This window comes from Kitasatospora sp. NPDC051984, assembly GCF_044593455.1.
Classification (GTDB): domain Bacteria; phylum Actinomycetota; class Actinomycetes; order Streptomycetales; family Streptomycetaceae; genus Kitasatospora.
The window spans coordinates 93,467-113,501 of sequence record NZ_JBIUCB010000017.1; the positions used below are offsets into that span (position 1 = coordinate 93,467).

22 protein-coding genes and 1 pseudogene are annotated in these 20,035 nt (G+C 72.2%); 13 read left to right on the plus strand and 10 right to left on the minus strand.

The window, feature by feature from the left end; all coding sequences use genetic code 11:
* Positions 1–28: 28 nt before the first annotated feature.
* Positions 29–886: an aminoglycoside phosphotransferase family protein gene (locus tag ACIHEI_RS27655; RefSeq protein WP_396608529.1), complete on the minus strand. Its 858-nt coding sequence runs from the start codon at positions 884–886 to the stop codon at positions 29–31.
* A 368-nt stretch (positions 887–1,254) separates the two neighbouring features.
* Between ACIHEI_RS27655 and ACIHEI_RS27660 the strand changes: the two genes are divergently transcribed.
* Entirely contained in the window at positions 1,255–2,634 is a 1,380-nt protein-coding gene (locus ACIHEI_RS27660; RefSeq protein WP_396608501.1) for an IPT/TIG domain-containing protein, read from the plus strand.
* A 109-nt stretch (positions 2,635–2,743) separates the two neighbouring features.
* Here the strand turns inward: ACIHEI_RS27660 and ACIHEI_RS27665 are convergent.
* The 5 genes and pseudogenes from ACIHEI_RS27665 to ACIHEI_RS27685 all read right to left on the minus strand — a co-directional run.
* Positions 2,744–2,890 (minus strand): annotated as a pseudogene (locus ACIHEI_RS27665) (phosphotransferase); the annotation flags it as partial.
* 11 nt (positions 2,891–2,901) lie between these two features.
* Entirely contained in the window at positions 2,902–3,465 is a 564-nt protein-coding gene (locus tag ACIHEI_RS27670) for a GNAT family N-acetyltransferase (protein ID WP_396608502.1), read from the minus strand.
* On the minus strand, positions 3,462–4,325 hold the full coding sequence (locus tag ACIHEI_RS27675; protein ID WP_396608503.1) for a hypothetical protein: 864 nt from the start codon (positions 4,323–4,325) through the stop codon (positions 3,462–3,464). The genes ACIHEI_RS27670 and ACIHEI_RS27675 overlap by 4 nt, the downstream gene beginning before the upstream one ends.
* On the minus strand, positions 4,289–4,945 hold the full coding sequence (locus tag ACIHEI_RS27680; protein ID WP_396608504.1) for a hypothetical protein: 657 nt from the start codon (positions 4,943–4,945) through the stop codon (positions 4,289–4,291). Before ACIHEI_RS27680 ends, ACIHEI_RS27675 begins: the two co-directional genes overlap by 37 nt.
* Positions 4,946–4,947: 2 nt before the next feature.
* Positions 4,948–5,361: a hypothetical protein gene (locus tag ACIHEI_RS27685; protein WP_396608505.1), complete on the minus strand. Its 414-nt coding sequence runs from the start codon at positions 5,359–5,361 to the stop codon at positions 4,948–4,950.
* Between the two features lie 336 nt (positions 5,362–5,697).
* Between ACIHEI_RS27685 and ACIHEI_RS27690 the strand changes: the two genes are divergently transcribed.
* The 4 genes from ACIHEI_RS27690 (at position 5,698) to ACIHEI_RS27705 (ending at position 8,444) form a co-directional block, all read left to right on the plus strand.
* Complete coding sequence (locus ACIHEI_RS27690; RefSeq protein WP_396608506.1) at positions 5,698–6,951, plus strand: helix-turn-helix transcriptional regulator; 1,254 nt, start codon at positions 5,698–5,700, stop codon at positions 6,949–6,951.
* A 14-nt stretch (positions 6,952–6,965) separates the two neighbouring features.
* Positions 6,966–7,334: a hypothetical protein gene (locus ACIHEI_RS27695; RefSeq protein ID WP_396608507.1), complete on the plus strand. Its 369-nt coding sequence runs from the start codon at positions 6,966–6,968 to the stop codon at positions 7,332–7,334.
* Between the two features lie 210 nt (positions 7,335–7,544).
* Positions 7,545–8,027, plus strand: coding sequence for a hypothetical protein (locus tag ACIHEI_RS27700; protein ID WP_396608508.1), 483 nt, complete (start codon positions 7,545–7,547; stop codon positions 8,025–8,027).
* 135 nt (positions 8,028–8,162) lie between these two features.
* Positions 8,163–8,444, plus strand: a complete 282-nt coding sequence (locus ACIHEI_RS27705; RefSeq protein ID WP_396608509.1) for a hypothetical protein — start codon at positions 8,163–8,165, stop codon at positions 8,442–8,444.
* Between the two features lie 50 nt (positions 8,445–8,494).
* On the opposite strand, the gene ACIHEI_RS27710 is transcribed toward ACIHEI_RS27705, so the two are convergent.
* On the minus strand, positions 8,495–9,316 hold the full coding sequence (locus ACIHEI_RS27710; RefSeq protein ID WP_396608510.1) for a UbiA family prenyltransferase: 822 nt from the start codon (positions 9,314–9,316) through the stop codon (positions 8,495–8,497).
* A gap of 181 nt (positions 9,317–9,497) precedes the next feature.
* Here ACIHEI_RS27710 and ACIHEI_RS27715 point away from each other — a divergent pair, with 181 nt between their 5' ends.
* From ACIHEI_RS27715 to ACIHEI_RS27730, 4 genes are all read left to right on the plus strand, one after another.
* A complete protein-coding gene (locus ACIHEI_RS27715; RefSeq protein ID WP_396608511.1) occupies positions 9,498–11,183 on the plus strand; it encodes a serine/threonine-protein kinase in 1,686 nt (561 codons plus the stop codon).
* Between the two features lie 86 nt (positions 11,184–11,269).
* The gene (locus ACIHEI_RS27720) at positions 11,270–12,328 is read left to right on the plus strand and encodes a type III polyketide synthase (protein WP_392948121.1); all 1,059 of its coding nucleotides are present in this window, start codon (positions 11,270–11,272) and stop codon (positions 12,326–12,328) included.
* Positions 12,329–12,334: 6 nt separating this feature from the next.
* Complete coding sequence (locus ACIHEI_RS27725) at positions 12,335–12,853, plus strand: isoprenylcysteine carboxyl methyltransferase family protein (RefSeq protein ID WP_396608530.1); 519 nt, start codon at positions 12,335–12,337, stop codon at positions 12,851–12,853.
* Positions 12,850–13,878: an NAD(P)/FAD-dependent oxidoreductase gene (locus ACIHEI_RS27730; RefSeq protein WP_396608512.1), complete on the plus strand. Its 1,029-nt coding sequence runs from the start codon at positions 12,850–12,852 to the stop codon at positions 13,876–13,878. The genes ACIHEI_RS27725 and ACIHEI_RS27730 overlap by 4 nt, the downstream gene beginning before the upstream one ends.
* Here ACIHEI_RS27730 and ACIHEI_RS27735 read toward each other — a convergent pair.
* The gene (locus ACIHEI_RS27735; protein WP_396608513.1) at positions 13,859–15,184 is read right to left on the minus strand and encodes a cytochrome P450; all 1,326 of its coding nucleotides are present in this window, start codon (positions 15,182–15,184) and stop codon (positions 13,859–13,861) included. The two genes, ACIHEI_RS27730 and ACIHEI_RS27735, sit on opposite strands and share 20 nt — an antisense overlap.
* A 178-nt stretch (positions 15,185–15,362) precedes the next feature.
* Here ACIHEI_RS27735 and ACIHEI_RS27740 point away from each other — a divergent pair, with 178 nt between their 5' ends.
* A complete protein-coding gene (locus ACIHEI_RS27740; RefSeq protein ID WP_396608514.1) occupies positions 15,363–15,746 on the plus strand; it encodes a hypothetical protein in 384 nt (127 codons plus the stop codon).
* Between the two features lie 102 nt (positions 15,747–15,848).
* Positions 15,849–16,229 carry a hypothetical protein gene (locus ACIHEI_RS27745; protein WP_396608515.1) on the plus strand — a complete coding sequence of 127 codons (381 nt, stop codon included), beginning with the start codon at positions 15,849–15,851 and terminating at the stop codon, positions 16,227–16,229.
* Positions 16,230–16,235: 6 nt separating this feature from the next.
* On the opposite strand, the gene ACIHEI_RS27750 is transcribed toward ACIHEI_RS27745, so the two are convergent.
* Complete coding sequence (locus ACIHEI_RS27750) at positions 16,236–17,057, minus strand: ABC transporter permease (RefSeq protein WP_392948134.1); 822 nt, start codon at positions 17,055–17,057, stop codon at positions 16,236–16,238.
* Positions 17,054–18,019 carry an ATP-binding cassette domain-containing protein gene (locus tag ACIHEI_RS27755; RefSeq protein ID WP_392948136.1) on the minus strand — a complete coding sequence of 322 codons (966 nt, stop codon included), beginning with the start codon at positions 18,017–18,019 and terminating at the stop codon, positions 17,054–17,056. Before ACIHEI_RS27755 ends, ACIHEI_RS27750 begins: the two co-directional genes overlap by 4 nt.
* Before the next feature lie 242 nt (positions 18,020–18,261).
* Between ACIHEI_RS27755 and ACIHEI_RS27760 the strand changes: the two genes are divergently transcribed.
* Both ACIHEI_RS27760 and ACIHEI_RS27765 read left to right on the plus strand, forming a co-directional pair.
* Positions 18,262–19,485 (plus strand): hypothetical protein, encoded by a 1,224-nt coding sequence (locus ACIHEI_RS27760; RefSeq protein ID WP_396608516.1) that lies wholly within the window; start codon positions 18,262–18,264, stop codon positions 19,483–19,485.
* A gap of 16 nt (positions 19,486–19,501) precedes the next feature.
* Entirely contained in the window at positions 19,502–20,035 is a 534-nt protein-coding gene (locus tag ACIHEI_RS27765; RefSeq protein WP_396608517.1) for a DUF6529 family protein, read from the plus strand.

A 20,035-nucleotide genomic window follows, 5' to 3' on the forward strand; every position in this document is an offset into this window, starting at 1 on the left:
GGCGCGGCCACCTGAGGTGCTTCTCCGGTCAGCCGCGCAGTGCCTCGGTGATCTGACGGGTGGTCTGGGCCGCGACGCGCGGGTTGGCGGCGGCGTAGTGGGTGTAGGCGTTCAGGCCGGTGGTCAGCGCCCAGCCGCGACCCCTGGTCCAGGTCGCCTCGTCCACGCCGAGCGCGTCGCGAAAGGCGGCCCGGCTCGCGGGCGACATCAAGGTGAAGGCGATGGTCAGGTCGCAGGCCGGGTCACCGAGGCCGAGGCCGCCGAAGTCGATGACAGCTCTGAGCCGCCCGCCGCTCGTCAGCAGGTTGCCGGTGTGGAAGTCGCCGTGGCACCAGACCGGCGGCCGCCCCCACCCCGGCGCGGCCAGTGCCGCGTCCCACAGTTCCGTCATCGCCGCGCCGTCGAACACACCGCCAAGCGCGGCGATGGCGGCCCGGGTGTCCTCGTCCCGCTCGGCCAGTTCCTCGCCGGTGCGCTCACCTCCCCCGACCGCGCACCCCTGAAGTGCCCTGAGAAACCCGGCCAGTTGGACGGCCGCCCCCGCCGACTCCCCCAGCACCTCGACGGTGGCCACCTCCCCGTCCAGCCACCGGCTCACCCCCCACGGCCACGGGTACCCGAACCCGGGCCGGCCGACGGCCACCGGCACGGGCACCGCCAACGGCAACCGTGGCGCGAGCCGCGGCAGCCACTCCAGTTCCTTCTGCGCCTGCCCCACAGCATCCGCGTGCCGGGGCAGGCGTACGGCCAACTCGCCGCCCAGCCTGAAGATCGCGTGATCCGATCCGGCGGCCTCCAGGGGCGTGAGCGGCAGCCCCGCCCACTGCGGAAACTGCACGTCAACCAGCCGCCTGGCCAACGCGGCATCGATCAGCACCCGGGCCACCAACAGCAACCCCCAAGCCCGACCCGCTCCGTGCGGCGGGCAGTCGAAGCCATCACATCGCACCCCTGCCGCCCTGTCCATCGAGACCGCTCGAACCTCGCCGAGAGTTCCAGTACTTGACGACTCATCAGATTGTCGGATCGCAATTTGATGAATGCGCAGTCCGATTGTGAAAGGTGTGGAAGGATCTCCGTCGGCACTGCGCCCACATCGCCGACGCCCTGGTGTCACCATCGGCGGCCGAGTGCGGCGAGCGCCCACCGATCAACTGCCGTTCAGCGGGCGGCCGCGCTCACGCGCCCCCGCTCGGCCTCGCCGGACCGGCATCGCCCGTCATGGCGCGGCCCGACCCCTCATGAAGGGTGTTCATGTCCCGTTCCATACTCGCCGCGACGCCGGCCCGGCGCACCGCGGCGCTGCTCGCCACGGCGACCACCACCTTCGGCCTGCTGACCCTGGCCGCACCCGCGCACGCCGACTCCGTCGTGCAGATCAACGGCCCGGCCGCGCCCGTGCCGACGAACACTCCCTACACCCTCACCATCAACCTCCCCAACACCGACCAGCGCACCGGCGCACCGATGGTCAACGTCAAGCTGTCCGGTGCCGCCGCCAGCGTGACGAGCGCACTCACCTCGGTCTTGGACTGGTCGTGCAAAGTCGAGTCGGGATCGTCCGTCTCGTGCCGGAACCTCGCCGGCATGGGCACCCCGGTGTCGATCACCCTCACTGTCAAGTCGACCGCTGGCGGAACCGTCACCACTACCACCTCCGCCACCGACACCCGCAACCGTCCGTTGGGAAGCGCCACCCTCGACACGCAGGTCGCGGCCCCGGCCCCCGTGGTGAACGGCCTCGAGCCCGGTCACGGCCCGCTGGCCGGCGGCACCACCGTCTCCATCACCGGCAGCCACTTCACCGGGGCGACCGGGGTCTCCTTCGGCTCCACCCCGGCCACCGACTTCACCGTCGACAGCGACAGCCGGATCACCGCCACCGTCCCCGCCGCCGAGTTCCCCGGACCCGTCGCCGTCGTGGTCACCACCCCCGCCGGCACCAGCACCGGCCAGTACACCTACGACCCGGCCCCGGTCGGGACGTACACCTTCACGGAGAACTCCGACCCGAAGTCCGGCTCGATCGTGCACCCCGGCGACAAGGTGACCTACACCGTGAAGGTCGCCCAGCACGGCGACGGCGCGGTCAAGACCGCCCGGATCCTCGACGACCTGTCGCAGGTGCTGGACGACGCCGACTACAACGGCGACGTCACCGCCGACCTCGGCACCGCCGAGGTCAAGGACGGCAGGCTGCTCTGGACCGGCGACCTCCCGGTCGAAGGCAGCGCGACGATCACCTACTCCGTGACCGTCAACGGCAAGGGCGACCGCAAGCTGTCCACCTCCGCCATCGCACCGGACGACCCGCGCGGCGACTGCGACAACGAGACGGCCTGCACCACCGACCTCACGGTCAAGGACGCCACCACCCCGTCGCCCACCCCGTCGCCGACACCGACACCCACCGGCGGCAGCGAGACCCCCGGCACCCCCGACCCGTCGACCTCCTCCACCCCGCCGGCCTCGCCCGACACCCAGACCCCGTCGGCCACCACGTCGTCGCAGACCTCTGGCGTCCTCGCCAGCACCGGCACCACCGTCCTCAGCACCGCCGCGACCGGCGGCGCCCTGCTGCTGATCGGCGGCCTCACCGGCGCCCTCAGCCGCCGCAAGGGCCGCCACAACTGATCCGTTCCTGATCCGGGCCGCAGGGTGGTTGTGACGTCCGGTCACGACCACCCTGGGCCGCGCAGGAACCCGTCAACTGATCACGGCTGCGATCGCCACGTTCGGGTGAAACTGTCAACCCGCCACCCAACCTGAAGATCACGTGATCCGACCCGCCCGGCTCCACCGGTCGGAGCGGCAGCCTCGCCCACTGCGGAAACTGCGCATCAACCAGCCGCCTGGCCAACGCGCCGTCGATCACCGGCCGGAACTCCACGCCCACCACGTTCAACTCCCGATCCGGGCCCGCTCCTTGCGGCGGGCGGTCGGGGCCATCACAGCGCCCTTCTGGGGCACCTGTCGATCGGAATTCCTCGCATCGGGACGTACGCCTTCCCGTGACAACTGGGCCGAGTACGTCAGGAACCCGGCATGCTCGCCGGTCGGGACGAATCCCGCTTTGCGGAGGACACGACCGGAGGCCGGGTTGGCCGGGTGGTGTCGGGCGGAGACGTGGGGTATCCCGAGGAGGCGCGCCAGGTTGAGCAGGTGGTGCACGGCGGCGGTGGCGTATCCCCGGTTCCAGGTGTCGGGCCGCAGGAGGTAGCTGACGGCGGCGTCGGCGGCGGTGCGCTGGTGGAGTTTGGCGATGCCGACGAGTTCGCCGTCCGCGGTGATGCCCCGCACGAAGTCCCGTGGCGGTTCTGCCGGTTGAGTGCGAGCCCGCTGGACACGGTCGAGCGCTTCCGGAAGGTTCATCGGTGGTCGGCCGAGGTGGCGGACTGCTTCGGCGGTGTAGATGTCGGGCAGGGCATGGGCGTCGCCGGGCACCAGCTCCCGGAGGGCGATCAACGGCGCGCTGGTTCGTTCAACGTGCCGAGCTGGTCGGCAAGTTCGGTGGCCGTCGGGCGGGCCGTGGCGTCGCCGAGCAGCACGGGCCTCAGCACGTGCTGGAGTTCGGGCCAGACCTCGGTGCTGACGAGCGGTACGGCCCGCTCGCCGATGGCTTTGAGCAGGGCGGCCGGACCGGCGGCCTTGCGGTCGATGCCGGCGGCCTCGTAGTCCAGCGGCCAGTCTCCGGTGGCGCAGGTCCACAGGGTGGCGGCGAGGGCGTACACATCGGATGGGAACGTGGTGAGGACGGGCTGCCGCCCTGCCGTGATCCCGGCGGCCAGCTCGGGTGCGGTGAGGTGCACCATCGCTCCCCGGAACGCAATCCAGGGCGTTTCGCCAAGTTGGCGGGACCACGCGAAGTCGATCATCCGCACCCCGTTCGCGGTGTGGATGGCGTGCGCGGGCTGGAGGTCGCCGTGGATCCAGCCCATGGCGTGCAAACCGGCGACGGCCCTGGCCAGTTCGACGGCGGACGTCAGTGCGACCGGCCTGCCGTCGGGCCGTCCCGCGCGGACGGCCTTGTACTGCTGCCAGGTGCTCGGCCCGTGCTCCCAGCGGGTGACGAACCAGATCCCGCCGCCATCGATCCGGCCCACGGCCACGGTGCAGCCGGGGAGTTGGTCGATTACGGAAGCTTCGCGGACGATGACCTCGGCGACCTCGCCGGTGCCGAACTTGATGCTCGCCGCACCGTCCGGGCCGGTGGCCTTCCACACCGCCGAGCCGCGCCGATCGCTGACCGCCGTCAGCGTGACGGGCCCGCACAGGGCCTCGGCCGCCTTCAGTGCTCCGTGGGCCGCGGCAGGGAACTCGCCCATTCTCGAACTGCCTTCCACTCGCAGGGGATGTGTTCGAAGACGTCCCGGCCGTCGTCCACCGAAACGGCCAGGGCCGTGGCGAGGTCGGGCGTCTTCGTGAGAAACCTCGGGTCCAACGGCCGCACACCCACCCGCACCGGGAGGAACGAGAACGGCGGCGGCGGGATGCGCTGCCCGTACCGGCCGGTCTCGGCCGCGCCCTGGAGGAACTTGCCGAACATGATTCCGATGGGGGCGTACAGGTGCTTGAGCGCCCAGTGCGGCCAGGCCATCAACTCCCGGTGGTCCGCGCCGTCGCAGTGCCCGAGCAGCACGATGTTCTCGCAGACGAGCGTCCCGTACGGCCGCCGCATCAGCGGGCGGACCCACTCGGCGGCCTGGACCCCGGCGTGGAACAACTCGGCCTCCACAGCGTACTGGTGAGCGCCCGGGGTGATCTCGTAGACGGTCCACCCAGTCATACCGCGCCGGACGGACGGACGCAGGAACGGGCAGTGCTCGTACAACTCGGCGAGGTATCCGTTCACGTCCGCTCTGACGGGGTGCTCGGTCCGGGGTTCGACGAGGCGGAGCGCCCCGGCGGTCGGCCGGGACGCTCCGTCGGGCGGTGCGGCGATCACAGCTACGACGACGCCGGGGTCAGCTCGTCGCCGTCGCCGGGCGCGGGCGAGCAGTCCCACTCCGCCCAGACCGTACCGGTGGCGCGGTACCGACCGAGGGCTTCGACGTCCAACTCGCCTTCGGCATCGGTGAACCAGAGGTCCGGCAGCGGACCGTACGCCCGCTCGTAGGCGTCCACCCAGTCGATGAAGCCCGCACCGCTGCTCTCCGTGTGCAAGAGCCTGCGGCCGGCGTACTTGGCCGTGAAGGCGTCGTGCTCGCGGGGGTCCTCGACGAGCCGGTGCCACGCCAGATCCACGGCCTTGGAGAACATCTGCGGCGCGGGGAGACCGGCGTCCAAGAACTGGCCGGCGACCACGAAGAACTTGCCCAACTCGTCCAGGACAGTGTCGGATTCGGTGATGTCGGAGATCACGTAGCGCTCCAATCGGGTTGGTTCTGACCGCCCGTGACGGACGGGCAGTGGTTCAGTGGCGTCCCGGCCCGGTAGGTCCTTCCCCACAGGGCCGGGAAGTTCATGGACGCCCCGGGGTGCGGGAGTGCGGCCGGATGTGGTGAGTGCCGTTACCCCGCGCACTCCTGGTCGGCCTTCCGGCCACGCTGGCCCCACTGCCGGGCTGTTGATGTCGCTGCACCCAGTGAACGGTCAACACATTGCCCGGAACCAGAGCAGAATCTGAGCATTCGTCAGGCATAATCGGTGCGTTGTCGGTCATGAGCTGGGCCTCTCAACGCGAGTGGGGAGAAGCATGTGACGGCGAGAAGGAAGCGCCTTGCCGCCCGCCGCAAGGCGCTGGGCCACAGCCAGGAACGTCTGGCCGAACTGCTGGGGGTGGCGACCTCCACCGTTGCCCGCTGGGAGGCCGGCACCGACCCGCACGGGTGGGTGCTCCCCAAGCTGGCCCTGGCGCTGAAGGTCAGTCCCGAGGAGCTTGCCGACCTGCTGACTCCAGAAGCGGCCCTCCCGACCCTTCCGGCAGCTTCCGCCGCCGGCCCTCCTGCCGGGGACACAGACGACATGAAACGCCGTGATGTCCTGAGTCTGCTTGCCACAACAGGCGCACTCGTCACCCTGCCCGGAATCGGCAACTCGCCACATCGGTGTGGAGTGGCCGAAGGTTTGGCGGAGACCGGGCCCGAGCTTAATTCGAATCTCTGGCGAGTATTTTCCCTTACCGATTCCAAGAAGGCCGTCTATCCGATGGTACGACACCAGTTGGGGTTGTTGGCCAAAGGCCTGGAAGAGAGTCGAACCGATTACTTGCACAAACGGCTGTGCCTTCTGGTTGGTGATCTCTACCAGCTGGCCGGGGAGATCTTCTTCGATGCCAACAGATACGCCGATGCGGCCCACTGCTATACGCTGGCCGCCAGCGCCTGCAAAGAGGCGGAAGCTTTCGACATGTGGGCCTGCGCATTGACCCGGCATGCCTTTGTGGAGCTGTACGAGCGGCGGTTCACCGTTGCCGCCCCGATATTGTCGGCGGCTTCCCGGGTGGCCGATCGGGGAGACGGTCAGTTGTCGACTCGCCATTGGGTGGCGGCGGTCCAGGCCCAGGCGTATGCCGGGCTCGGCGACTTCGAGGCCGTCGGCCGGGCCCTCGACACAGCCGAGAAGGTACATGACCTGTCGGGCCGACCACACAACGGTGGCTGGCTTCGTTTCGACGGATCACGTCTCTCGGAGGAGCGAGGGACCTGCTATCTCACCCTCGGACGCCCGGACTTAGCAGAACAAGCACTGACCTCGGCGCTCTCCCAGCAGCTATCACCACGCCGCCGGGGAGCAGTGCTCGCGGAATTGGCCGCCCTCGAGGCCGAGCGCAGCGACCTTGATCAGGCGAGCCACTACGTCCGTGCTGCTCTGGAGCTGGCCGAACAGACCGGCTCCGGCTATGTCGGAAGAAAGCTGGAAGCCGTCAAGGATCGCCTTGTGCCGCTCATGCCCGATGGTCGGGCCCTGGAATTGCATCAGCAGATCTCGGCGCTCGACAGCGCCGTCTGACCGAGGAGCAATACGTGTCGTATACGTCAACTGACGGCCAGATTTTTCGCGAGGCGTGGATTGCTGGCGTCTCGAAGCATTACCCGGGTGATCCGAAACCCGGATACGTTGCCCCGTGGGCCGAGACGCCGGACTGGGAACGCAAGTGCGCCGCCGCAGTGTTCGGCCAGGTCCGCGAATTCCTTCTCGTGAGTGGAGGAAATGCCGCGAAACTCACCCGGGAGCAGAAGGGGCGGTTCGTGGCACTGTGCTGGATCGCCCAGATCCACAAGCACATCGAGAACCCGAAGCCGGGATACATCGCCGACTGGAATGAGCTGCCGCTGTGGCAGCAGGAAACCGATGCGGACATCTTCGAGGCGATCGAGCGGGCACACGCCTGACAGCTCACCCGCTCCTCACCTGATGCGGACGGGGATCGGCAACGACGGCGAGGAGGCCGACATGGGCGTCGGCACAGACGACGGGGGCGACCGCCGCCCCGACACGCCATGGACGCCGCCCGGAGACGGGGGAGGACGCAAGTGACGTAAGCGGGGCGGTCCTTCCCCGTCTCCGCCGACTGGGCAGCGGCCTTCGACGCCGTCCCGCGCTTGCTGTTCCGCCTCGCCATGCGCGCGGACGGCACCGCCACCGGCCCGTTTCTCCAGCCCGTCGATTTCATGAAGATGCATTCCCAGCGCCTGACTTGGCCCGCACCCCCGCCCGCCGGCGGCGCCGTCGCCGAGCGCATCACCAATCAAGTGCTTCCTGCGCACGGCGAGTTCGACCCGTTCCCGTTCGTCGCCGGCCTTCGCCTGCGGGACGTGACCCATACCGTCCAGGTCCACGACAACGGTGCCCACACCCTGTGGCTGTACTCCTTCACCGTCCCGGCGTGGGCGGCCGCGACCTTCCGCGACGGCGAGGACGTCCACTACATCCGCCAGTACGGCGACCGCCGTCTGTGGGACGCCTTCGAACGGGCCCTCGGCTGGTGGCAGCGGGCGGGCGAGCCCGGCGTCGAACGGTTCGGACTCGCCGTCAGCCCGGCCGGTTGGTATGCCTGGCTCGACGAGCCTGACCGTCCGATCTGAGCCGAGCGGCAGGAGGAACGCTCTGACTTCCGCAGACTATCGGTTAACTCACGTGGCAGGGTGCGGAATTGTCAGTGCCGGGTGGTGGAATCGCCGCGTGCGGGGAGCATGTCCACAACCCTCTCTGGAGTGTCGATGACCAAGACCGTCCGGGTTCGCGGCTACTACCGAAAGGACGGGACCTACGTCGGGCCCCACGATCGGGTGATCAACAGCCCGAACAGCGTCACCCGCAGCTCCAGCTACACCAGTTACAGCGGCGGGTCCGGCGGCGGGAAGGCGGCTGCAGGGGGTGGCGGGCTGCTGTTGGCGCTGCTGTTCCTGATCGGCATCACCTCCGGCGGCGGCGACAGTGCCGGTACCAGCAGCCCATCTCCGACCTCCACCGTCATTCAGCACGCCGGAGTCACCCCCTGATCCCGTAGGGGCTCAGGCCGTCCGCACGACCTGAGCCCTGCTGCGTGACACTAAAAACCGCCGCGCAGACCCCCGTTGAGCAGCAGGAGGGCCACCGCCACCGCCGTCGCCGCGATGACCGACAGGAAGGGGAGGCGGCCGCGGGGGGCGAGCAGGGTGGCGAGGGCGGGTGGGGTGGTGATGGCGAGGACGGGCCAGCCGGGGGCGAGGAGGAGGGCGGCGGCGGTTGCGGCGAGGACGGCGGTGAGGGCCGAGGTGCGGGCGCCGGCGCGTTGGGGGAGGCCTCGGATGCCGGCGGCGCGGTCGGCGGCCAAGTCCGGTAGGACGTTGGTGAAGTGGGCGGCGATGCCGAGCAGTGCGCCCGCGCCGAGGACGGGTGCGGCGGGCCAGGGGCGGCCGGGGAGGGCGAGAGTGACGAAGGCGGGGAGGAGGGCGAACGCGACCGCGTACGGCAGCCAGGACCACCAGGTGGCCTTCAGCCGGAGGTTGTACGCCCAGCCGGCGGCCACCGCCAGCAGGTGCACCGTCGCCGCCGCGACCCCGCACGCCGCCGACAGCAGCACGCAGCAGGCGACGGCCCAGCCGGTGGCCGTCACGGCCTGATGCACGGGCAGTTCAGAGGCGGCGAGCGGCTTGTCGGTGCGCCCGGCGGCCCCGTCCCGCTGCCGGTCGATCAGGTCGTTGCTCCAACCGATCGACAGTTGCCCGGCGGCGACCGCGCCGCCGGTGAGCAGCGTCCCGGCCAGCCCGCGTCCGGCACCGACGGCCATCGCCCCGGCAAGTCCGGTCACGGCCGCGGCCGGTACCGGATGGCAGGCCCGCACCAGGCCCCCGACCAGCCCCCGGGACACCACCGTCGCGCCGCTGCTCATGCCCGCCACGCTAACCGTCCGGGAAGCGGCGGCGTGGGATCACCGCGCCGACCGCGCACCGCGACGAGATGCGGAGGAGTGTCAAGAATGCTGTGGAGTAGAAGAGTTGTCGTGTCGGGAGCAGTGCGTCGCACATATACTCCCGGTGCCCGTTCACCGGCCGATCAGGGGGAATCCGACGGTGCTGGACTCCGATCTCGCCGTTGACCTGCCGCTCGTGCTGTTGCTGGCGCTGGTCACGCGCATGCTGTCCCTGCCGCTGCTGCGGCGCTCCCAGCGCACGCTCCGGGCGCGGGCCGTGGCCACCGTGGCCGGGGCCGTGTCGCCCGGTGTCGGGGCGGTGGTGGGCGAGCTGGTGGTGTGCGTGGCAGTCGCGGCCGCGCTCGAGATCGGGATGATCCTCGTCCCGAACTACGGCTTCCTGGTGCTGCACAGCCCGGCGGCGTTCGCCGACGAGCACCCGCTCGCGATGACGCTCCATGTGCACAGCGTCAGCGTGCGGTTCTGGCTGTGGGGCGTCTCGGCGCTGCTGGTGGGTACGTTGCTGCTGCTCACCCACCGGGTCGGGCGAGCGCTGCTGACGGTCGGCATGCCGCCCGGGGTGGCCGTGGACGGGCGGCTTCGCCGGCGGGAGCGGATCGCGCTCTGGGTGCTGGCGGTGCTGGCGGTGCTGGTGCTGCCGCTGGGCGTGGTGATCGGTGCGCTGGTGTTCCAGACGGTGGCGCTGATCACCGCCCGCCGCCACCCCGCACCGTCGCCCGCCGCACCGATCGGTCAGGCGTACGGCCAGCCCTATGCCCAGCCTTACGCCCAGCAGCCCCAGCAGCCCCAGCAGCCCGGCCAGCCCTACGCCCAGCCCTACGCCCAACCCTTTGTCCCGCCCGCCACCGCGTTCACCGCCCCGGCGACCGCCCTTGCCGCCCCGCCTCCGCCCGCCGTTCCCCCGGTGCAGGCCCCGGCGCCCGCCCAGGTGCCGCACCAGCCGTTGAGCGGCCACGAGCCGCGCAGCATCGGCGGGTACCAGTTGCTCGGCCGGATCGGGGCGGGCGGCATGGGGACGGTGTACCTGGCGCGGCGCGAGGGCGCGGCCACTCAGGTCGCGTTGAAGACGATCAACCTCGAACTGCTGGACGATCCGGACCTGTTGCGCCGGTTCCAGCGCGAGTCCGAGGTGCTGGCGATGGTGCCGGGGGCGTACACGGCGCGGGTGCTGGACACGGGGGTGGACGCGGGGCGTCCGTTCCTCGCGATGGAGTTGCTGGACGGGCGGCCGCTCGACTCCCACCTGCGGGAGAACGGTCCGGTGCGTTCGCCGGAGGCGCTGCGCGCGCTCGGCCTGGCGTTGGCGGTGGCGCTGTCGGGCGTTCACCGGCTCGGCCTGGTGCACCGCGACCTCAAGCCGGCGAACATCATGCTGACCTCGGCGGGGCCCCGGCTGCTCGACTTCGGTATCGCGGCACTGGTGGACGGCACCCGGCTGACCATGACGGGCGCGGGGCCGGGCACGCTCACGTACATGGCTCCGGAGCAGTTCGGCGAGGAGCGGGTGGGCACGGCCGCCGACATCTGGGCGTGGGCGTGCTGCGTGGTGTGCGCCGCCCATGGGGCCAGCCCGTTCGCGGCGACCAGTACCGGCGGGGTGATCCGCCGCATCATCGACACCGGCCCGGACCAGGCCGCCCTCGCCGCTGTCCGCGCCCTGGACCCGGCGCTCGCCGCGGTGGTCGCGCGTGCTCTCACCCCCGACCCGGCCGCCCGCCCGGCCGACGGCACCGCGCTGCTCGCGCTGCTGGCGTCCCCGCAAGCGGACGGCACCACGGACGTCCGCGACGAGATCACCCGCGGCTGGAGCACGCTCCGCCTCTGACAACCGAGGTCTCCGACCACCTGCAGGACGCGCCCGGCGTGCGGGATTTGCCCGGTTCGGGTGGGTTCGGTCCCTATCCTGGGTCGGTGACGCGGATCGCGGGAGTGGGCGGGGTCCTTCCGCCCCATCGGTACCGGCAGGGCGAGTTGGGCGCTGGGCTGGCGGCGCTGCGGGGTGGGGCGGGGGACGAACTGGCGCTGGCGGAGCGGTTCTTCGCGGGGGCGGGGGTGGAGTTCCGGCACCTGATGTTCCCGTTGGAGCGGTACGGCGAGTTCGACGGGTTCGGGCAGGCCAATGATGCCTGGTTGGAGGCTGCATCCGAACTCGCCCACAGATCAGCCGAGTTGGCACTGAGATCGGCCGGGATGGACGCGGAGCAGGTCGACGTGGTGGTCTCCACCACCGTCACCGGAATCGCCGTTCCCTCGCTGGAGGCGCGGATCGCGTCCCGGCTCGGTCTGCGCCAGGACGTGCGGCGGGTACCGCTGTTCGGCCTGGGGTGCGCCGGCGGGGCGGGCGGGTTGGCCGTGGTGGACGAGGTGCTGGCGGGGCGTCCGAACGGGGTGGCGCTGTTGCTGGCCACCGAGTTGTGCTCGCTGACGCTGCAACGGACGGACGTCTCGCCGCCGAACCTGCTGGCCACCGCGCTGTTCGGGGACGGCGCGGGTGCGCTGCTCGCGGTCGGCGAGGAGCACCCGGCGGCAGGCGGTGGGCCGACGGTGGTGGCGACCCGGAGCCGGCTGTACCCGGGGACGGAGCGGCTGCTCGGCTGGCAGGTCGGCGACTCCGGGTTCGGGATCCTGCTGGGGCCCGACCTGCCGGAGCTGGTGCGGCTGCACGTCGGCGAGGAGGTGGCGTCATTCCTGGCCGCGCACGACTTGAAGCCGGGGGACGTGGGCAGTTGGGTGTGCCATCCGGGCGGGCCCCGGGTGCTGGACGTGCTGGGTGAGGAACTCTGCCTGCCGGATGCCGCGTTGGCGCCGAGCCGGGAGTCACTGGCGCGCTGCGGCAACCTGTCCTCGGCGTCGGTGCTGCACATTCTGCGCGACGTGATCGACCAAGGCCCGCCGCCACCGGGCTCGTTCGGGTTGATGCTGGCGCTCGGCCCTGGCTTCTCCTCCGAACTCGTCCTGCTGCGCTGGTAGTTGATGATGATCGCCTACACCGTGCTGGTCGCGTTGGTCGCCGTGGAGCGGCTGGCGGAGCTGCTGGTCGCCCGCCGGAACGCCGCCTGGAGCCTGGCCCGGGGCGGGGTGGAGTACGGGCGGCGGCACTATCCGCCGATGGTGGCCCTGCACACGGGGCTACTGGTGGGCTGTCTGCTGGAAGTCCGTTGGGCGGGGCGGCCGTTCCTGCCGGTGCTGGGGTGGCCGATGCTGGCGCTGGCACTCGGCGCACAAGGGCTGCGCTGGTGGTGCATCGCGACGCTCGGGCCGCGCTGGAACACCCGGGTGATCGTGGTGCCGGGCCTGCAACTGGTCGCCGGCGGGCCGTACCGGTGGCTGCGGCACCCCAACTACCTGGCGGTGGTGGTGGAAGGCTTCGCACTGCCGCTGGTGCACACGGCGTGGCTGACGGCGCTGACGTTCACCGTGCTCAACTCCCTCCTGCTGGCCACCCGTTTGCGCTGCGAGGACGCCGCGCTGACGCTCTGCCGGGCCGCCGCGTGATCGACCTGCTGGTGATCGGCGGCGGCCCGGCCGGGCTGGCCACCGCGATCCACGCCGCCCGCGCCGGGCTGTCCACCACCGTGCTGGAGCCGCGTCCGACGCCGGTCGACAAGGCCTGCGGCGAGGGCCTGATGCCGGGCGCCGTACGGGCGTTGGCCCGGCTCGGCGTCACCGTCGAGGGGCATCCGTTCCACGGCATCCGCTACCTGGAGGCCGACGGCCCGCGCACCGCCGAGGCCCGCTTCCGCACCGGCCACGGCCTGGGCGTACGCCGCACCGTGCTGCACGCCGCCCTCGCGGACCGCGCGGACCGGCTGGGCGTCCGACGCGCCACCGGCCGCGCGGAGAATCTGCAAGTCACCGAACAGGCCGTGACGGTGGGCGACTTGACCGCCGGGCACGTGGTCGCCGCCGACGGCCTGCACTCCCCCGTCCGCCGCGCGCTCGGCCTGCACCGGCCGGCCGATCCCCGCCGGCCGGCGCGGTACGGGCAGCGGCGCCACTTCGCGGTGCGGCCGTGGAGCGACCTGGTGGAGGTGTACTGGTCGCGGCACGCGGAAGCGTACGTCACTCCGGTGTCCGACCGGGCGGTCGGGGTGGCGATTCTGGGCTCGCAGCGCCTGCCGTTCGACCACCAACTCGCCGCTTTCCCCGCTCTGTTGAAGCGCCTGGCCGGAGCGGAGGCGGGCCCGGTCCGGGGCGCGGGGCCGCTGCGCCAGCACGCGGCGGCGCGGGTGCACGGGCGGGTGCTGCTGGTCGGGGACGCCGCCGGGTACCTGGACGCCCTCACCGGCGAGGGCATCGCAATCGCCCTGGCCTCCGCCGAGGCCGCCGTCCACTGCCTGACCACCGACCGCCCGGCCGGGTACGAACGCGCCTGGCACCGCGCCACCCGGCCCTACCGACTGCTCACCACCGCCCTGCTGGCCGCCCGGCACCACCCGCTGACCGGCCCCCGGATCGTCCAACTGTCCGCCGCAGCATCGCCGTTGTTCCGCGCCGCCGTCAACTCGCTGGCCCGCTGAGCCGCTCCGTCAGCCGCATCGGCTGCGGCCCGGGCGAGAGCACCAGCCGGGGCAGTGGCCGCACCGGTCCGGCGACGGCCGGGCGCAGTTGCCAGCGGCCGGCGATGGTGGCCAGCGCGAGGGTGGCTTCGACGGTGCCGAAGCGGTCGCCGGGGCAGCGGGTGGCGCCGAGGCCGAACGGCAGGTAGGCGTCCCGGTGGACGGCGCCGGGGGCGAACCGGTCGGGGTCGAAGCGGGTGGGGTCGGGGAACAGTTCGGGGCGGCGCTGGAGCAGGTAGAGGCAGCAGATCACCAGCGCACCGGCGGGCAGTCGGACGCCGCCGAGTTCGAGCGGGCGGGTGGTGGTGCGGCTGATCGCCCAGGCGGGCGGGTAGAGCCGCAGTGCCTCGCTCACCACCTGGGCGGTGTACGGGAGTTGGGCGAGGTGCGGCCAGCCGGCGGGGGTGCCGGCCGGTCCGGCGTCCAGCTCGGCGTGCAGCTTCCGTTCCACCTCGGGGTGTTCGGCGATCAGGCGGAGCGACCAGGCCAGCGCGGAGGAGGTGGTCTCGGCCCCGGCCAGCACCAAGGTGGCGACCTGGTCGGCGAGTTCGCGTTCCGCCAGCGGCCGGCCGTCCTCGTCGCGGGCGGCCAGCAGCAGCGACAGCACGTCGCCGTGGTCGGTGCCGCGGGCCCGGTAGTCGGCGATGATGGCGGCCACTCCGGCGTGCCAGGTGCGCAGCGCCCGGCGGTACTCGCGGCGGGCGGGGGTGGGCAGCAGGTCGGCGGCGGGCAGTACGACGCGCAGGTAGAGGCCGCGCAGAAGTACGTCCAGGGCGTGGCGCAGCTGTTCGGCGGCATCAGTGGCCAGGCCGGCCGAGAACAGGGTGCGGACGGCGACGGCGGTGGTGAGGGTGAATGCCTCGCGGGTGACGTCGATGGTCCGCCCGGCCTGCCAACGGGCGGTGAGAGCAGCCACTTCGGCGGTCATCACCTCGGCGTAGCGCGGCAACAGGGCGCGCTGGAAGGCCGGTTGAACGATGCGGCGGAGCCGCTGGTGGTCGGAGTGCGGGCAGGAGGCGAGGCCGTTGCCGAGGAAGGTGCGGATCTTCGCGTAGAGCGGCCCGGTGCGGTCGAAGTCGGCCCGGTCGGTGAGCACTTGCCGGATCAACTCCGGTGCGCCGACCATGTACAGCTCGCGCGGACCGACCCGGACGCGGACCACTTCGCCGTACCCGGGCAGGGAGTCGAGGAAGGCGAGCGGGCGACTGATCATGGCCGGCAGGTGGCCCAGCAGCGGGAGGCCGCCGGGGACGGTGGCGGGGTGCATGGGCCCTCGATTCGGTGACGGGACGCGGATGGCACACGCGAGCGCCACGATACGTCACCACGCGCGCACAATGTGCAACAATCGTGCCGCATCCGGGTGGTGATGATGCGTCAGGCGCGGCCGTCGCCTCCGGCCCGGCGGCCGGCCCGGCCCCGGTCCACCGACAGACGGGACGACCGTGCCCTCAAATCCCGCACCGACGGATGCCCGCACCGCCGAACTGCCCGTCCCGCAGCCGCCATTGCTGCGGCGCCTCGTCGCCACGGTGCACGTGGATCCGGCCGGGCGGGTGCTGCTGTACCGGCGCACGGCCGAGGCGCCGCACTACCCCGGGCACTACGACCTGCTGATGCAACGGAGGCCACCGGAAGGGCAGTTGCTGGCCGGCGGTGGCTTCCTGGTGGTGCGCCGGGTGCTGACCGACCGCCCGCCGGTGCCGGGCCCGGACGACGCCGAGATCGACTGGTGCGGCTTCGTCCCGCCCGCCGAACTGCTGGCCGGCCACCGCCTGCCGCTGGTGCCGGACGGGGTGCCCGTCCTGCGCCGGCTGATCACGGTCTGAACCGCCGCCCCGGGCGCGCACCGCGACCGTCCGACCACGCTCCGCACAAGCCCGCCGACCTGCGCCGATGCCGGTCCGTCCAGGGCGCGCGACACTGGGGGTATGAGCCAGTCCGGAGACATATTCCACCCGCCGGTCGTGGTCCGCCCACCGACCCGCGGGGCGCGACCGTACCGGCGGGTGGAGATCTACGGGCGGACGGTGGGGCGGGCCACCTCGGCCGAGGACGTGGCGGAGTTCATCCGCCGCGCGGGCGTGGACGAACCCGACCTGGACGACCCCGAGCTGGTCGCCTGGCGCGGCGGCGACCACACCGTGTGGTCCCAACCCGAACAGCCCGCACAGCCCGCACAGCCCGAGCAGCCCGAACAGGCGCAACAGCCCGAACCGCCCGAGCAGCCCGAACAGGCGCAACAGCCCGAACGGCCCGAACCGCCCGAGCCTCCGCAGAAGCCCGAGCGGCCCGAGGACGCGCCGTCCTAGCCGGGTTCACACCGCCCTGCGGTAGAGCCAGACCCCGAGCGGCGCGAACGCCGCGACGATGCCGACGTCCCACGCGAGCGCCTGCCAGACCTGCGAGCCGACCGGCGTGCCGAGCATCAGTGCGCGGACCGCATTGGCGGTGATGGTCACGGGCTGGTGGTTGGCGAACACCTGGAGCCACCCGGGCATGGTCACGGTCGGCACGAACGCGGAGGACGCGAACACCAGTGGTGCCAGCACCGGGAACGCGGCAGCGGTCGCGGTCTCCGGGTCGCCGACGGCCAGGCCGACCACGGCGAACACCCAGGACATCGCGAAGCCGAACGCCACCACCAGCAGCGCCCCGGCCAGGAATCCCCAGGCGTTGCTGTGCACCCGGAAGCCGACCAGGAAGCCGACGCCGCTGATCAGCGCCACCACGAACACGTTCCGGACCAGGTCGGCGGCCGTCCGCCCGGAGAGCACCGCGGAGCGGGCCATCGGCAGCGACCTGAACCGCTCCATCAGGCCGGTCTGCAGGTCGGTGGCCAGGCCGATCGCGGTGTTGACCGCGCCGAAGACGACCACCTGCACGAACACGCCCGGCATCAGGTAGTCGACGTAGCTCACCCCGTGCAGGGCCGCGCCGACCACCCCGCCGAACACGTAGCGGAACATCAGCACGAACACGACCGGCTGCACGGTGGAGAAGATCAGCAGCCGGGGCACCCGTCTCAGCGCGATCAGGTTGCGTCCGCAGACGGCCAGGCCGTCCCGGACGGGGGCCAGCAGGCGTCCGGACAGGCCGGGCGTGGGGGCGAGGTCGATGGCTGGGGCAGCAGCGGTCATGACGTGCCTCCGGAGGTGCGGTGGCCGGTGAGAGCGAGGTAGACGTCGTCGAGGCTGGATTCGCGGACGGCGATGGTGTGCGGGGTGAGCTGTTCGGCCTCCAGCGCGTGCAGGACGTCCGTCAGCAGCAGCGACCCGTCCGGGCTGGGCAGGCGCAGCAGGGCGCCCTCGCGCTCGGGGGCGCGTTCGAGGCGGTCGGCGAGCAGGGCGGCGGCGCGGACGGCGCGCGGGTCCTCGCCCATGCCGAGTTCCAGCACGGTGGTGCCGAGGCGGGTCTTGAGGGCGTGCGGGCTGTCGTCGGCGACCACCCGGCCCTCGGCGAGGACGGCGATGCGCTGGGCAAGCCGGTCGGCCTCCTCCAGGTACTGGGTGGTGAGCAGGACGGTGGTGCCTCCGGCGACGAGTTCCCGGATCAGCTCCCACAGGGCGGTGCGGCTCTGCGGGTCGAGTCCGGTGGTGGGTTCGTCGAGGAACAGCACGGGTGGTTCGGGGACCAGCGCGGCGGCCACGTCGAGCCGGCGGCGCATGCCGCCGGAGAAGGTGCGGACGGGCCGGTCGGCGGCCTGGGTGAGATCGAATTGGGCCAGCAGGTCGGCGGCGCGCGGGGACCTTCGGTGGCGCGGCAGCTGGGTGAGCCTGCCGATCAGGCGGAGGTTCTCACGGGCCGTCAGGTTGGGGTCGACGGCGGCGTACTGGCCGGCCAGGCCGATCAGTCGGCGCACGGTGCCCGGGTGGGCGACCACGTCGGTGCCGAGCACTTCGGCGTGGCCGCTGGTGGGTCGGATGATGGTGGTGAGGATCCGGATGGCGGTGGTCTTGCCCGCCCCGTTCGGCCCGAGCAGTCCGAACACGCTGCCGGGTGGCACCTCGAAATCGACGTCGTCGAGTGCGACGAGGTCTCCGAAGCGCTTGCCGAGCCCTTGGACCCGGATCGCGGGTGTGGTGCTGTTTTGGGTGGTCATGGGCGCCCCCTCGGGCGAGGTCGTACCTCTCCAGTGTCCGCCCGTCCGGGTGGGGCGCGCAGGACGGCCGTTCGACGGTCGGGGCTGACGGGCCGCCAGCCGCGGCGGGTGGGCCGTCCAGGGCAATGGGGTACCTCCTGGTGCGGACCGGGCCCGCTCTGGAGTGGCCGGGTGGCCGGTGGCGGGGGTGGATGGTGACCAGCCCCCGCAGACCAGCCCCCGCTCCGTCGCCAGGAGTCGTGATGCCCCGTTCCCGTTGTCTCGCCGCCGCCGCGGTGCTGTCCCTGTCCGTGCTCGCGGCCGCGGGCTGCGGCGCGGATCTCGCCCCGAGTGCCCCACCGGCCGGATCCGGGTCCCCGGTACCGACGCCTGCCGCCGAGGAGAATCCGTCGGGGTCGACGTTCGCGACCTCGGCGGGCACCCGGGTGGCGCTGGCGAGCGTGGGCAGCCTCGGCCCGATCCTGGTGGACGCGCAGGGCCGCACGCTGTACCTGTACGGCGCGGACACCTCGGTGCACGGCACCTGCGTGGACGAGTGCGCGAAGTCCTGGCCGCCGGTGACCACGCCGGGCTTCCCGATGGCCGATCCGGGCGTGGACGACGGGCTGCTGGGCGCGGCGGCGCTCCCGGACGGGTCGGCGCAGGTGCTGTACAAGGGCCACCCGCTGTACCGGTACACGGGCGACCACGGGCCGGGCGAGGCCACCGGGCACACCGTGGCGGACCCGCGCGGCAAGTTCTACGCGGTGACCTCGCTGGGTGACCCGGTTGGCGTGGACGTCTCGACGCTGCACGGGGCCGGGACCGTGCCGTCGGGGGCGGCGACGGCGAGCGCGGGCGCCACGGCGAGCGCGGGCGCCACGGCGACTGCCGATCCCACCGCCGGGGCGACCGCGGGTGCGACCGCCGAACCCACCGCCGGGGCCACCGCCACGGTGGCGCCCGCCAACCCCGCAGACCCCTACGTGCCCGTCGAGCCGTCCGCGCCCGCGGTGGTGCAGCCGCCAGGCACCTCCGGAACGAATCCGGGCACGGACGCAGGTACCGACTCGGGCACGGGCACCGACACGGGCGCGGCCACGAGCTCGGGCACCGACACGGGCGCGGCCACGAGCACGTACACGGACACCAGCACAGGCACCGGCCCGGGCGCGGCCACCAGCACGGACACGGGCGCGGGCACGGACGCGGACGCGGGCACGGACGCGGGCACCAGCACGGGCACGTACACAGACGCGGACACGGGTACCGGAACGAATCCGGGCACCGGCACCGGCACGTACACAGACGCGGGCACCGGCACCGGCACCAGCACCAGCACCAGCACCAGCACCAGCACCAGCACCGACAACATCACCGGCACCGACACCGGCACCGACACTGACCCCGGCACCGACCCCGGCACGGGCAGCCAGAGCAACCAAGGCGGCCAGGCCGCCATCGACAACGGCACCCAGGACAACTGAGGTGCCGCGCCCGACGATGTCCAGGCAGACCGCCCTGACCGCCCTGGCGGTGCTCGCGCCGCTCGTGGTCGTGGCGGGCCTGCTGTGGTTCGGGCGGGCCCACACGCCCGACCCGGGTCGCAGCCTGTTCGGGCAGTCCGGCGAGGACGCGCTGCGGCTGAAGTCGCAGCTCGGTACGGCGCTGCTCGGTGTGGCGCTGGTGCAGGTGCTGCTGGCGCTGTGGATGTACCGGGGCGGCGTCCGGGCGGACCGGGTGCGGCTCTGGCACCGGGTGGGCGGGGTGTTGGCGTTCGTGCTGTCGTTGCCGATCGCGCAGCACTGTCTGCTGGCGTACGGGGTGCGGTTCACGGACGCGCGGGTGGGGGTGCACTCGATGGCGGGGTGCTTCCTGTACGGGGCGTTCGCGGCGAAGGTGCTGCTGGTGCAGCACGGGAAGCTGCCGGGCTGGGCGCTGCCGGTGGCGGGCGGGGCGCTGTTCTGTGCGATCGGGCTGCTGTGGTGGACGGCGGCGCTGTGGTTCCTGAACGGATTTGCCACACCTGGTTTCTGA

What these genes read in the sequence shown, in the direction of transcription:
- ACIHEI_RS27660 (WP_396608501.1), top strand. Translation starts at nt 1,255, where the DNA reads ATGTCCCGTTCCATACTCGCCGCGACGCCGGCCCGGCGCACCGCGGCG.
- ACIHEI_RS27675 (WP_396608503.1), bottom strand. Translation starts at nt 4,325, where the DNA reads ATGGGCGAGTTCCCTGCCGCGGCCCACGGAGCACTGAAGGCGGCCGAG.
- ACIHEI_RS27705 (WP_396608509.1), top strand. Translation starts at nt 8,163, where the DNA reads ATGACCAAGACCGTCCGGGTTCGCGGCTACTACCGAAAGGACGGGACC.
- ACIHEI_RS27710 (WP_396608510.1), bottom strand. Translation starts at nt 9,316, where the DNA reads ATGAGCAGCGGCGCGACGGTGGTGTCCCGGGGGCTGGTCGGGGGCCTG.
- ACIHEI_RS27725 (WP_396608530.1), top strand. Translation starts at nt 12,335, where the DNA reads ATGATCGCCTACACCGTGCTGGTCGCGTTGGTCGCCGTGGAGCGGCTG.
- ACIHEI_RS27735 (WP_396608513.1), bottom strand. Translation starts at nt 15,184, where the DNA reads ATGCACCCCGCCACCGTCCCCGGCGGCCTCCCGCTGCTGGGCCACCTG.
- ACIHEI_RS27745 (WP_396608515.1), top strand. Translation starts at nt 15,849, where the DNA reads ATGAGCCAGTCCGGAGACATATTCCACCCGCCGGTCGTGGTCCGCCCA.
- ACIHEI_RS27750 (WP_392948134.1), bottom strand. Translation starts at nt 17,057, where the DNA reads ATGACCGCTGCTGCCCCAGCCATCGACCTCGCCCCCACGCCCGGCCTG.
- ACIHEI_RS27755 (WP_392948136.1), bottom strand. Translation starts at nt 18,019, where the DNA reads ATGACCACCCAAAACAGCACCACACCCGCGATCCGGGTCCAAGGGCTC.
- ACIHEI_RS27760 (WP_396608516.1), top strand. Translation starts at nt 18,262, where the DNA reads ATGCCCCGTTCCCGTTGTCTCGCCGCCGCCGCGGTGCTGTCCCTGTCC.
- ACIHEI_RS27765 (WP_396608517.1), top strand. Translation starts at nt 19,502, where the DNA reads ATGTCCAGGCAGACCGCCCTGACCGCCCTGGCGGTGCTCGCGCCGCTC.